The 13,841-nt window shown below is 62.4% G+C and carries 7 protein-coding genes; 4 read left to right on the top strand and 3 right to left on the bottom strand.

The features are described 5' to 3' along the window. Positions 1–93: 93 nt before the first annotated feature. The gene (locus EKH80_RS05275) at positions 94–465 is read right to left on the bottom strand and encodes a hypothetical protein (RefSeq protein WP_126683683.1); all 372 of its coding nucleotides are present in this window, start codon (positions 463–465) and stop codon (positions 94–96) included. Positions 466–467: 2 nt separating this feature from the next. Then, positions 468–1,802 carry a DUF6861 domain-containing protein gene (locus EKH80_RS05270; RefSeq protein ID WP_126683682.1) on the bottom strand — a complete coding sequence of 445 codons (1,335 nt, stop codon included), beginning with the start codon at positions 1,800–1,802 and terminating at the stop codon, positions 468–470. A 406-nt stretch (positions 1,803–2,208) separates the two neighbouring features. On the opposite strand from EKH80_RS05270, the gene EKH80_RS05265 reads away from it, so the two are divergent. Next, complete coding sequence (locus tag EKH80_RS05265; protein ID WP_126683681.1) at positions 2,209–2,673, top strand: hypothetical protein; 465 nt, start codon at positions 2,209–2,211, stop codon at positions 2,671–2,673. On the opposite strand, the gene EKH80_RS05260 is transcribed toward EKH80_RS05265, so the two are convergent. Continuing rightward, entirely contained in the window at positions 2,670–4,310 is a 1,641-nt protein-coding gene (locus EKH80_RS05260; RefSeq protein ID WP_126683680.1) for an MASE1 domain-containing protein, read from the bottom strand. The two genes, EKH80_RS05265 and EKH80_RS05260, sit on opposite strands and share 4 nt — an antisense overlap. A 391-nt stretch (positions 4,311–4,701) precedes the next feature. On the opposite strand from EKH80_RS05260, the gene recC reads away from it, so the two are divergent. The 3 genes from recC to recD are packed head-to-tail and all read left to right on the top strand — an operon-like array spanning position 4,702 to position 13,785. Beyond that, the gene (gene recC, locus EKH80_RS05255) at positions 4,702–8,178 is read left to right on the top strand and encodes an exodeoxyribonuclease V subunit gamma (RefSeq protein ID WP_230473438.1); all 3,477 of its coding nucleotides are present in this window, start codon (positions 4,702–4,704) and stop codon (positions 8,176–8,178) included. Then, positions 8,175–11,828 carry an exodeoxyribonuclease V subunit beta gene (recB, locus tag EKH80_RS05250; RefSeq protein WP_126683679.1) on the top strand — a complete coding sequence of 1,218 codons (3,654 nt, stop codon included), beginning with the start codon at positions 8,175–8,177 and terminating at the stop codon, positions 11,826–11,828. Before recC ends, recB begins: the two co-directional genes overlap by 4 nt. After that, a complete protein-coding gene (gene recD, locus EKH80_RS05245; protein WP_230473437.1) occupies positions 11,812–13,785 on the top strand; it encodes an exodeoxyribonuclease V subunit alpha in 1,974 nt (657 codons plus the stop codon). Before recB ends, recD begins: the two co-directional genes overlap by 17 nt. The last annotated feature ends 56 nt before the right edge of the window (positions 13,786–13,841 follow it).

Here is a 13,841-nt window from a genome sequence, read left to right as displayed (position 1 = left end):
ACCCCATGGTGATCGGATTACCGTGTCTGGAATCAGAGGTGGCCAAAAACATGGGGAAACGCTTGCGTCTGGCTATCTGTGCATTACACCAGGTTAGATACCCTCGGGAATTCCGCTCCGCCCATCCATTTTCGAGATCTCCCAGCGGTGCAGATCGTCCCATTCGAACTTGATGTCGTAATCGAGCTTGTTGTCCACGGTTAGGAGGAAGACGCCTTTCTTTTTGTCGAGGTGCTTCAGAAGCTCAGAACCCTTTTCGTTCATCAGCTCATAGAACGGCCCATTCCTGATCGCTCCTACAAGAGTCACCCCAGCCCCGCCCACATAAGAGGCGTTCGAACCGTAACGAAGCTCTTCCGCTCTAAAACGGTAGTAGGCCTTCGTCCAACCCGGATCAAGCGATCCGACCAGGCTTACAAACTCTTTTGCGAGGTCAATGACGATTGCGGAAGCTTCATTATTCATGTCTAGAAGGCTCTTCTGGTGTAAGTCTGACCAGGCTGGTTCAGGAATTTGTCGGCGAACGTATCAACCAAGTTTCCATTTGCATCGGTCACTTCGTATTGAACGCTAAGCGACCCGGGCCTGCCTGTTACAGGGTCGAAGTCGCCAAGCGTGTGCACAAAATCTACCTGATAGCCTTTGGCAGTATAGCGGGCATAATCGTTCTCGAGGGTCTTGAAGGCAGACATGTTGAAGTTGCCTTCTTGCGGAAACATATTTTGGGAACCTTGGTCAAGCACAAACCGGTGGCCAACCAGATGCCCGCCCTGATCTCCGGCAACGCCAGCCGCTGCTGCATCCGCCTGCGCCTGCACCTCAGCAGAACTTCTTGCTGCTCCCGAAAACGCCTGTTTCAGAGTGCCTGACGCCGAAATCGGGTTGCCGTTGGCGTCAAGCGTCCATGTCACGGTGTTCTTACCGACACTCTTCGTTACGGTGCTGGCCGCGACTTTGCCCGCAGGCGCCTTTGTCGCAGCTCTTTGCTGCGGTGAAGGACTACGCGCTGCTTGATTGGCCTCTGGCTCCTTCTCACCGGCCGCCCGCGCCCGTATCTTCGGTTGCAGACGCTCATCCTCCAGCAGCTTGCCCTTGTTCTCCGCCAGCCAGTCTGCGAATTTCGTTCCCAGACGCTCGCTCTTGCGGACCGCCTGCATCAGCGCTTCTTCGCTTTTGCCGCGCAGAAGGTAAGCCACCAGCGCGATCAGGATGGCGATGATCATCAGCACGTGGCCATCGGCGAAGCGGTGCGCGGCCATGTCCTCGCTGTGGTAGTAATCGGCGCTGTAAGGAGCATCGGGGCGGTCCTGCTCCACCGGTCCCCACGCGATACGAAAGCCTTCCACGTAGAGGCGCAGCGCCTGCGGAATCGTGTCGACCAAGCCTTCGGCGAGCATCTTCAGGCCAAGGAAGATCAGCACCCACTCGCCCAACAAGCTTCCCGCCTCAGCGCCAACAACCGCGCCTGGGATGGCACCAACGCCGCCGGCCAGTGAGCCCAGGCCGGCGCCCACGGCCGTGCCGAGCACAACGCTTCCGCCGTAGTAGAGCGCCATGTCCCGCACGGTGGTGAACAAGATGTCCCAGACGGCATCCAGGCTGATGCCTTCCAGCTTCCGCGCTACCGTCTGGCGCGCAATGGGGCCGGAGTCGGCCAGGGCGGCACGCAAACGAATGACACGGCCTTTGTAGCCGTAGATGGTTCGGTAAACGCCTTGTGCTGCCTCGGAGGCTTCGGCTTCGAGCCGTGCCTCGGTCCGCTGCAGCGAGTTCCAGAAACTATCCAGCAGTCCTTCGGACATCCCTTCCCCCTTTTATGCACAGCGAAAAGCCCCGAGCAATGTGGGGCGTTGCCTAGACCGGGCGTCAGAACTACTTACCGTGCTCCTACTGGCGGAACCTTAGCATGCGGCCAGCCGCCAGGTGTACGGCCTGGTTGGCAAGGCGTGGCGACTTGTTTTTGTCACATTTCTTGGCAGACGCTGCGGATGCGGCAGCTGTCTCCTCTACCCATGGAATCCCCTAACACCGGGGTAATCGATTACGACCTGCCGCCCTGCACCTTTCACAAGCCCATCACGCCTCCCTGTGGCTTGCTGAATGGCGCTCTCACCGCCCGTAGCGTCACCTTTCCTGAGCAGGTCGGGAGCCAGATTGCCTACCACTTCAATAATTCAATTAACCGTTCACCGTGCAAGGGGAAACATCATGCATAAACTGACTCGTGCCGCGCTCGGCGTATGCCTGGGCTTGAGCCTATCCGGACTGACCGTGGCTGCGGAGCCTCCTGCCACCGGTCTGGGCGAGGCCTGGCCCAATGCCGTCGACGTCAGCACCAGCCCGCACTGGCACGTCTATGTGTTCGTGTTGAACGGGATCCAATATATCCAGGTCAACGACCTCAACGGCCATGTGATTGGCGCGGTCGGCACGGCAGGCGGGCAATTCATTACGCTGCCGGTCGGCAAATCTTCGCAGTATGTGTCGACGCCTCAGCAGCGTGCGACCAGGATTTCTTCGGTTGGAGCGGCAACGCCAACGACGGTCTATAGGGACAGCTCGACCGTGATTACGGTAACGCCACAGGGTAACGGCATGACGAATCTGAACGCGTCTCCCGCGGGCACATGCACAGATCCATACTCATGCGGTTCATTCAACGGACAACGCTAGGACTCCATCCAATGCCCGGTGGGGCTGATCGCGACACCGGGCACGATGGCGTCGACCAAAAGGATACTTACCTGATGTCCGGAGGCTATAGACCGGTATCGCGTGCGTCCTTCGAATATAGCGGCTCTATCCCGTACTGCGCGCAAACCGAGACCGCTGGTTCCACGCACTACCCGCGGAACCAATTCATTCCAGTCGACGGATGCAAGCCGAGCGGGATGCGCCTGGAAACGGACAACTACCAACGCGGCAATCCGCTCCTGCCTTTCTGCTACTCGTACCCGAATACGAATGTCACTCACATTCTTCTTCATGCAAGCGTCTGCAACCGTTTCCCAGATAACGCGATGGACGGTCATGCGCAATGCATTGGAAAGCTTGCTCACCGGCCCACGCAAGTCGCATGAATAGCTCAATCCTGCCTCATTGAGCATCTGTGGCAGCGCACCTTCCCGCAAAGCGCTGGGAAGGCCTCTTTCCCGCAGCATGAAAGGATAAAGACTGTCGGCGAGACGATGAAGCTGGTCTTGCGCAGCCAACGCATGACGCTGATAGCCGCGATCGTCAACAGCTGGTTGCAGCTGCCGAAGCCGCCCCAGCATCACGGTAAATCCAGCCTGGACGCTTTCCTTGATCTGTTCCAGTGCCTGCGAGGTCATGCGCAACTGCATCTCGCCCAGGTAGACGTTTCGCTGCGCCAAAGCCAGCGCCATGCGAACGTCGGTACGCTCCTGCTCCATATGCTTGTCGAGCGATCCGACCCGCGCCCCCATGATCAACATGGTTGAGATCGCAAGCGACAGGATGGATTCCGCTTGAAGAGTAATGGGATCCCATACCTTGGGCATCAACAACATCACCGCGCAGCTTGCCGCCGCCCCTCCTACCGCAGCACCTTGCCAGCCATGCCGAAAAGCCAGCCACACCACCGGGAGGAACATGGCAACCTGGGCCATTTGCCGCGCTGGAGCGTACGGCAGCGCGCTATATCCGATCCACAGCAACAAGGCAAGAACAGGAAGTCCGAGGCAAACACTCTCAAATAAAAGACGGCTATTTTCGATTCTGCCTTGCAACTCCGACCAATGTTTGGCAACCAGTTTCTGATAGCAGAGCAAAACAAGCGGGGTAACGGTAAGAGTGCCCAAAAAACCGCCAGTGAAGTAACGTGATGCCCACTTGTAGTAATTCAAGTCATAGTCAACCGGAACATTTTTCAAGAGCGTAATCAAGCTCAAGTCGCGCAGCGTCAAAGGCACGCATGCCAGCAAGGCACAGCCGAGCAAATGTCCCATCCTGATATGCGCAGCATTTCCAAGCATTGGCGGCCAGCGTCTACATACCCAATAGACAACCGGAGCCACAAAGACGATAGGCGGTATGGCGCAGCCAATGCCCCATGCCACACCCCAAACCGGCGAACAAACAAAACCGATGTAGACGTAATACCACGACTCACCGACGATCAATGCCGGCCAATAGCGATAGGGGACAAGCAAAAGGGATGCAAGCCTCAATCCGGCGGTGATCTGCCACTGGGCAGGCGACAAGGCTCTGAATGCCAAGTACGCAAGACCATAGCTCAAGACCACAGCAAGCTGACGAACCCACGGCCGCTCCCATAATCCCTTCCCCATCGATCACCCCTTATATATTTTGACCGACTCCTGCACGACGCCGGCATGGACGTCCAAAGCGGATCGATCATTCGATTGCAGGTGTGAAGCTGTGGTGAAGCGGCGTGCGCCCCCTGTGCGACGAGCTTTCGCCGTGTGCGACAATGCGCGGCTCGCCACGGATTTTTTGCGATGCCTATCACAGGGATCGAAGCGGGCGCGTAGGCGCTTTCTCTTCCGAGCACGGCACGAATCAGTCCTTTCCGACACGCCTGCACCGAAGCGGACAGGGTCGATTGCGGCTAGAATCCTCCAGCGTCCCAACGACCTGCCGTGCAGGGTGATCGCAAGCTGCGCGACAGGGCGAAGTCATCTTCATCCGCGCCATAACAATAAGGAAGCGCAAGCAACCGTGAGTGCATCCGAGCAACAGCCTCACCTTCCCTTCGTCGAACCCGGCCTGATGGTGATCCACGGCAATCGCCAGGAGGATCTGCGCGATTTGCTGGCGGCCTGGCTGCAACGCACCCCCCTGGCGCCGCTGGAGAACGAGCTGATGCTCGTGCAGAGCAACGGCATTGCCCAGTGGCTCAAGCTGGCATTGGCGCGGCCAGTTGCAACCGGCGGTTTAGGCATCAGCGCAGCGGTCGACATGCAGTTGCCGGGTCGATTCCTGTGGACAGCTTATCGCGCCGTGCTGGGTGAAACAGCGGTGCCGGTCACTTCGCCGTTCGACAAGTCGCGCCTGGTTTGGCGCCTGCTGCGCCTGCTGCCCCCGCACTTGGCCGAGCCGGCTTTCGCACCCTTGCGCGCCCTGCTGGGCGAAGCTGGCGACTGGCGGCGGCTATACCGCCTGGCCATGCAGGTGGCCGACCTGTTCGATCAATACCAAGTGTTCCGCGGCGACTGGCTGGAAGACTGGGAACACCGCAACGACGTACTGCGTGACAAGGCACGCAACCGCGTCGTGGAATTGCCGACCGCGCAGCGCTGGCAGGCCAGGCTGTGGCGGATGCTGCTCGATGACGTTCCTCCCGCGCAGCGCGACAGCCATCGCGCGGGCGTACACAAGCGTTTCATTGAGCGAATGCAATCGCCGGACCGACCGGCGGGAACGCTCCCGCGCCGCATCGTGGTGTTCGGCATCACTTCGCTGCCGCCGCAGGTACTGGAGGCGCTTACGGCATTGGCTCGCGATAGCCAGGTGCTGCTGCTGGTCACCAATCCCTGCCGGCACTATTGGGCCGACATCATCGAGGATCGCGAGCTGCTGCGCGCCGAACACCGGCGCCACGCGAACAAGCCGGGCCTGCCGCCGGAACCGCGTTACGAAGATCTGCATTTGCAGGCCAATCCCCTGCTCGCCGCCTGGGGCAAGCAGGGACGCGATTTCATTCGCCAGCTCGATGCCTTCGACCAACCTGAGCGCTACCGCGACCGTTTCACGTCGATCAAGCGCAGCATCGATCTGTTCCGGGAATTCGGTAACGACTCATTGCTGCACCAGGTGCAGCAGGCCGTGCTGGAACTGGAGCCGGCGCCCGCCGATCCGGCCTTGCGCAAGCGGCTGCCCGATACCCGCTCGCTGCATTTTCATGTTGCGCATAGCCCGCAGCGCGAGGTGGAGATTCTGCACGACCAATTGCTCGCCCTGTTCGAACGGGCCGCGCGCGAGGGCCAGCCGCTGTCTCCCCGCGACGTGATGGTGATGGTGCCGGATATCCGCACCTACGCCCCGCACGTCCGGGCGGTGTTCGGGCGGATAGCCATCGACGATCCGCGCTACTTGCCCTACAGCGTGGCCGACCAGCCGGGCCGTGGCACATCGCCGTTGCTTACTGCACTTGAACGCCTGCTCAAGCTCACCGAGTCGCGCTTCACCGCCAGCGACGTGCTGGACCTGCTCGACGTGCCCTCGCTGCGCCGACGTTTCGGCATCGCCGAAGACGACCTGCCCATGCTGCGCCGCTGGATTGCCGAAGCCGGCATTCGCTGGGGCCTGGATGGCCTCCAAAAACAGACTTTTGGCCTGCCGCCGGAGGAGCAGAACAGCTGGCGCTTCGGCCTGCGCCGCATGTTGCTCGGCTATGCGACCGGAGATGGCCCATCGCTCAACGGCGTTGCCCCCTATGCGGAAATCGGCGGCCTGGACGCCGAATTGATCGGTCCACTGAGTCAATTGCTGGAAACGCTGGAGCGCTACTGGCAGTTGTTCTCGTCACCGGCAACACCGGTGCAATGGAGCGAGCATCTCGGTCGTTTGCTGCGCGACTGCTTCGACACGCGTGGCGACGAAGACGACGCCCTGCGCATCGGCCGTCTGGAAGACGCACTGGACAGCTGGCTGGATGCCTGCCGGGAGGCGAATTTCTTGCAGGCCATTCCCCTTTCCATCGTGAGCGAGGATTGGCTGCGGGCAATCGACCAGCATCAGCTGTCGCAACGCTTCATGGGCGGCGCGGTGAATTTCGGCACGCTGCTGCCGATGCGCGCGGTTCCCTTCCGCGTGGTGTGCCTGCTCGGCATGAACGACGGCGACTATCCCCGTCGCCTTTCTCCCCCCGATTTCGACCTGGTGGCGAGCCCCGGCCAGCATCGCCCGGGGGATCGCTCGCGCCGCGAGGATGATCGTTATCTGTTCCTGGAAGCTTTGCTCTCGGCGCGCGATGTGCTGCATATCAGCTGGGTGGGACACAGCGTGCGCGACAACAGCGAGCTGCCGCCGTCCGTCCTGGTGGGCCAGTTGCGGGACTACCTTGCCGCGGGCTGGTGTTTGCCCAAGGCCGCCGAATCCCGCGATGGCGTGCTGGGTGCCGTCACTACCCTGCATCCGCTGCAGGCGTTCAGCGAGCGCTACTTCGATCCCGCCTCGCCGCATTTCACTTATGCATCGGAATGGGCGCATGCACGCCGCGCAAGAACTCCAGCGGAAGCGGCGCCACTACCGGCTTGGCAAACGGCGCCGGTGTTGGATATCCGCAGCTTGCAGCGTTTTCTCGCCAGGCCGGCCGCCTGCTTCTACAGCGAGCGCTTGAAAGTGCGTTTCGAGGACATCGACGCCGGCATGGATGATGAGGAACCCTTTGGCTTGGAGGGCCTGGAAAATCACTCCGCCACCCAGGCGCTGCTGCAAAGCGTCCTGGCGGTGGACGATGCGGATGCCGAAGCGGCCCTGCTCGATGCTGCGCGACTCCTGCGGCAGCAAGGCGTCGCACCGGCCGGTGGATTCGGTGCGCTGGCGGTGGAAGCCATCGGTGGCGATGTGCGTCGGGTCCTGCGCCGTTGGCGCGCATCGCTTGCCCACTGGACGGAGCAGGTGCCCGCACAAGAGTTGCGCCATACGCACGGTGAGCTGGTCGTGGAAGGCTGGCTGGACGATCTGCGCATGGGCGATGACGGCAGCCTCGTGCGCTTGCTGCCCATGGCCGGCCAGCTAGCCCAAGGCAAAGTCGTTCGCTACGACAAACTGCTGCAGACGTGGGTGCTGCAATTGCTTGCCAATGCGAACGGCGTCCCCATGGCCAGCCGCTTCCTGGCTTCTGACGCTACCGTGGTATTGAAGCCCCTCGCTGACCGCGCAGCCGGCGAATTGCTCGACACGCTGCTGGATGCCTGGCAAGTAGGCATGCACAAGCCCTTGCCGATTGCGCGCCGCACCGCCTACGCGTGGCTGCTGGCGGAGCGCAACGAAAAGATTCCGGCCGATGCGGCCCGCCCCTGCTATGAGGGCAGCGATGCGCCTGGCGCGCCGCCTGGTGAAATCAACCGCGAACCCTGCCTGGCCCGAACCTGGCGCAGCTTTTCCGCGCTGCATGCCGATGGCTTCGAGCAATGGCTGGCGCTGTATCGCCCGCTGTTCGACGCCGCCAGCGTGGAGAGTGACGCATGAGCGAGATGACGCCACTCGACCCCTTGCACCTGCCCTTGCAAGGCGTTCGCCTGATCGAGGCCAGCGCGGGCACCGGTAAAACCTGGACGCTGGCTGCGTTGTATCTGCGGCTGGTGCTGGGGCATGGCGGCCAGCAGGCGCAATTGCCGGCACAGATCCTGGTGGTCACCTTCACTCGTGCCGCCACGGCCGAATTGCGCGAACGCATACGTGAGCGTCTTGCCACCGCGGCAGCCGCCTTTCGTGGGCAGCGGGAGGGCGATGATTTTCTGCTGCAGCTGATCGCCGAATACCCGCATCCTGACCAACGCGCGGCAGCGGCTCGCCAATTGGATCTCGCGGCGCAATGGATGGACGAGGCCGCTATCCACACCATTCATGGCTGGAGCCAGCGCATGCTGGCGCAGCACGCCTTCGAAGGCAGTGAAGCGATCGATGATGTGGCCGATGAAAACGAGCGCCTTGCCGAAGCCGTACGCGACTACTGGCGCAGCTACTGCGCACCGCTGGGGGAAGCCGAGGCAGCCTGCATGGCGACGCAGTGGCGCAATCCGCAAGCATTGCAGCGTGCCGTGCGCCCCTTGTTGCTCCTCCCGCTGCAGCGCGTGCGCGTTCAGGGCCAGCCGTTACCGAAGCTTGACGATCTACCCGAAGCGTTGCGCCGGCATCAAGCGCCGAGACGCCTGGCCGAACTAGCTGCACGCGCACTGTGGCAAGCCGATGCCGATACGATCGAATCGATGCTGCGCACGGCCGTGCAGGCCAAGGTGCTGAAGAACAATATCTTCCTGCCCAAGACACTGGAGCGCGAACTACCCGCCCTGCGTGAGTGGGCCAACGGTGCCGACGTCGACCCGGCAACGCTTGAACGCTATACCCAGACCAAGCTCGACAGTGCGGTGAGCAAAGGCAACGAGCCGCCCGCGCATCACGTGTTCGAAGCGATCCAGAGCCTGCTAGATGTCCGCAAAGCCGAACCGCCGCTTGCCCCTTTGCTGCTTTCGCACGCACTGCCCTGGATCGCCACGCGTACCGAGCAGATTCGCGAACGCCAGGCCAAGCCCGGCTTCGACGATATGCTGCGTCAGCTCGATGCAGCGTTGCAGGGGCCACACGGCACACAGATGGCGGATACCATCGCCGGGCAATATCCCGTAGCCCTGATCGACGAATTCCAGGATACCGATCCGCTGCAATGGCGCATTTTCCAGCGTATCTACGCCGACCGCCCAGGCACCGGCCTGCTGTTGATCGGCGATCCCAAGCAGGCGATCTACGGCTTCCGCGGCGCGGACATCCATACCTATCTGGCCGCGCGGGACCAGGCGCAATCGCCGACCTGGACGCTCACGACCAATTACCGCTCCGTTTCTCCCTTGGTGGCGGCGGTAAACCGGATCTTTCACTATGCGGACCAATGGCCGCAGGGTGCGTTTGCATTCGGTCACGGCGCCCGCAGCCTGCCGTTCTCGTCCATTGATGCCGCCGGTGCAAAACGAAGCCTCTTCCACGCTGGCCAGCCCGTCGCCCCGATCCATCTGGAAGTCTTCGCCGGCGACAAACCGTTGAGTGTAGGCACCTACATGGAAACGGCTGCGGCTCACGCGGCAGCATACGTTGTCGATTTGCTGGAAGCCGCGCAAGCCGGACGCTGCCATTTCATCGATGAAGCTGGCACGCAAGCCGCGTTGCGTCCCCGCGACATTGCCGTGTTGGTGCGTAGCAAGCGAGAAGCAGCCTGTATTCGCACAGCGTTGCGCCAGCGTGGCGTGCACAGCGTCTATCTTTCGGAAAACGATTCGGTCTACGCCGCCGAAGAGGCGCCGGACGTGCTGTTGTGGCTGCAGGCCTGCGCCATGCCGTCCTCCGATCGCGCCATGCGCGCGGCGCTCGCCAGCGCCACTTTGCAGCGCAGCCTGGAGGAGCTGGATCGCCTCAACCACGACGAAGCCTACTGGGAATGGTGCGGCGAAAGGTTTCGTGAACTGCAGTCCTTGTGGCAACGGCACGGCGTGTTGGCCATGCTGCACAACCTGCTGCATGCGTTCGACCTGCCCGCACGCCTGCTGGCCAGGCCCGATGGAGAACGCGTACTGACCAACCTGCAACACCTGGCGGAACTGCTGCAGCATGCAGCGGCGAACCTGGATGGCGAATACGCGCTGATCCGCTACCTGGCCTCGCAGATAACGCGCGCCAGCGAAGGCGATGCGGAAACCTCCGAAGAACAAGTGGTGCGCCTGGAGAGCGAAGCCGACCTGGTCAAGCTCATCACCATCCACAAATCGAAGGGTTTGCAGTATCCCGTGGTGATGCTGCCTTTCGTCAGCCGTTACCAGGAAGCGCCGCGCGGCAGCGTGCAACCCTGGCATGACGATGCAGGAAGAACCTGGATCGACTTGGCCCCCGATGCGCAGGCGCAACAGCGCATCGAGCATGAACGCCTGCAGGAAGACCTGCGCCTGTTCTACGTGGCGCTCACGCGGGCCGAGCATGCGTGCTGGCTGGGTGTGGCCTGTGTTGCCGATCGCAATAGACCCTTGTTGCACCGTTCTGCCTTCGGCTACGTACTTTCGGGGGGCGAACAAGCCATCGAGCCGGCCGAGTTGCTGGCACGCGTCGAAGCGTTGCGCGACGGCTCACGCGATATCCAGGTGCACCTGGCCGAGGCATTCCCGGGTGGGCGCATCTACCGTCCTACGCGCCGCGCGGGTGCCGAACCCCAGGCGCGCGCGTATGCGCTGCCACCGCCTGAACCGTGGTGGATATCGAGCTACAGCGCACTCACGCACGGCGAGGCCGCGCTGGCGCGCCAGACTGCGCCGGACACCGCCATGCAGGATGTGCTTGCGGAAGCTGCGCGCGAATCCGCCGAATGGACAACCGCCGGCATCGACTACGGCATGCATGCCTTCCCACGCGGCGCGGAGGCTGGCACCTTCCTGCATGACTTGCTGGAATGGATCGCCGAAACCGGCTTCGCTGCGGTCGCCAAGGATGTCACCGAACTCGAACAGCAAATCGCTCGCAGATGCCAGCGCCGTGGATGGCAGGCCTGGATCGCCCCCCTCAGCCAATGGTTGCCTGCCTTGCTACAGCTGCCATTGATGTTGCCTGATGGCGGCACGTTGACACTTGCGCAGGTAACGGATGCAAGACGCTACCAGGCCGAACTGGAATTCTGGTTCGAGGCGCATCGAGTCGACACGCAACTGCTGGATCAGCTCGTTACCCGCCACACTCTGGGCGGCGTGCGGCGTCCCTTGCTGCCGTCCAATCGCATCAACGGCATGCTCAAGGGCTTTGTCGACCTGATCGTCGAGCAGCAGGGCCGCTACTACGTGATCGACTACAAATCCAACTGGCTGGGTGATTCGTCCGCGGCCTATACGCCAGCCGCCATGCGCGAAGCTACTCTGCAAGCCCGCTACGATCTGCAATACGCCATCTACACGCTGGCTTTGCATCGCCTGTTGCGGGCCCGGCTGCCGGGATACGACTACGAACGCCACGTCGGCGGCGTGCTTTATCTCTATCTGCGCGGCCTGGATCAGACCGGGCATGGCGTTCACGCCGAGCGATTGCCATTCGCCTTGATCGAAGCCATGGACCGGCTGTTCGCGCAGGAGGCGCATGCGTATGTCGCGTGACGCCATGTTGGCGATGCTTGCGGAAGCCGTAACGCGGCGCGTATTGCGTTCGCTGGATCTTGCGTTTGCCCGCTTTGTCGCGGAGTGCGATCCGCATGCCGAAGCTTCATTGCTGCTGCTGGCGGCACTGGCGAGCCGGCAACTGGGCGATGGCCATCCGTGCCTGGATCTGCAGGCACTCGACGCCCTGGCGGCAGAACAGGAATGGCCGGCGACGTGGCTGGAACTGCTTTGCGCCGCAGCCTTGCCGGTTTCCCCGGTAGTGGCCGACTCGCACGGCATGCCGGCCGCAGCCCCCCTGGTGCTGGATGGCCGCCGCCTGTATCTGCGCCGCTACTGGAATTACGAGTGCCGCGTGGCCGAAGGCATTGCCGCCCGGCTCGGTGAAAGCATGCTTCCTGCGCAAGCGCTGCACGAAGAATTGCGGCGTTTGTTTCCCGCCCGTGCGGACGACCATGTCAATTGGCCGCGCGTGGCCTGCGCGCTGGCTGCGCGCGGTGCTTTCAGCGTCATCACCGGCGGGCCAGGTACGGGCAAAACCACCACCGTCGTGCGCTTGCTCGGCCTGCTGCAGACCCTGCATCTGCGCCAGCAGGCGGCACCGCTGCGCATTCGCCTGGCCGCGCCAACCGGCAAGGCGGCCGCGCGCCTGAACGCCTCGATCGCGCGCCAGATCGCCTTGCTCGACGTAGAGGAAAGCGTGCGCGTGGCTATTCCACTCCAAGTGGAAACTTTGCATCGTCTGCTGGGTGCACGCCCAGACAGCCGCCGCTACGCCCACGACAGCCGGCACCCCTTGCACGTGGATGTGCTGGTGGTCGACGAAGCCTCGATGATCGACCTGGAAATGATGGCCGCCGTGCTGGATGCACTGCCGCCGCATGCGCGGCTGATCCTGATCGGCGACAAGGATCAGCTTGCCTCGGTGGAAGCCGGCGCGGTGCTGGGCGAGTTGGGCCGGCGCGCGGAGCAAGGTTGCTATAGCGAGGCCACCGCCAACTGGTTGCAGGAGGCAAGCAGTGACGACGTCGCCGCATACGTCCAGGAAGGCGCGCAAGCGCTCGATCAGCACATCGCCATGCTACGCAGCAGTCATCGTTTCGACGCCGCCAGCGGTATCGGACAGCTTGCCTCTGCCGTGAATGCAGGTGATGCAACGGCGGTGAATGCCCTGCTCGGCTCGGCTTCCGGCGACATCGCGTGGGTGGCTTCCAGTGTCAGCGCTGCCTCGATCGAAGCGCTGGTCATGCACAGACAGGCCGGCCAGCTTGCCGAGAGCGGACCGCAGGGTTTCCGCTACTACCTCGACCGATTGCGTCAGCATCGCCCTGCCCTGGATGCCGATGACGCGAGCTATCGGCTTTGGGCGCACGAGGTGCTGGAAGCCTTCAACCGCTACCAGGTGCTGTGCGCGGTTCGCCATGGACCTTGCGGCGTCGAACAGCTCAACCGTGACGTGGCCTCCACGCTGCTGGGCGCAGGACTGATCGAGGCCGATCGCGGCTGGTACGAAGGGCGCCCGGTGATGATGACGCGCAATGACTACAGCCTTGGCCTGATGAATGGCGACGTCGGCATGACTTTGCGGATGCGCGGCGTCGATGGCGAACTGCGCCTGCATGTCGCCTTTCCGATTGCGCGCGGCACTTCATCCGAAACGCCGCAAAATGACCATGCTCCCGTACGTTGCGTATTGCCGTCTCGACTTGGCGACGTGGAAACTGTCTATGCGATGACGGTGCACAAGTCGCAAGGTTCAGAGTTCGAGCACACGGCGCTGGTACTGCCGGAAGATGCGCCGGCCGTGCTCACCCGGGAACTGCTGTACACCGGGATTACCCGTGCACGGCGCTGGCTGACCTTGGTTGGCACGCAAGCCGCGATCGAGCATGCGCTGGCGCAACGGACACGGCGCTATTCGGGGCTTGCGCAGAGACTTGGTAGCCACGCCTCTTAGCGTGTCACGCTACGAGATGGTCGCGTAGGCTCGGATGACAACCCCAGCACCACTTG

Origin of the sequence: Dyella choica, assembly GCF_003977665.1 — a bacterium.
In the GTDB taxonomy this organism is placed as follows: Bacteria; Pseudomonadota; Gammaproteobacteria; order Xanthomonadales; family Rhodanobacteraceae; genus Dyella_B; species Dyella_B choica.
This window is presented reverse-complemented; position numbering and strand designations above follow the sequence as displayed.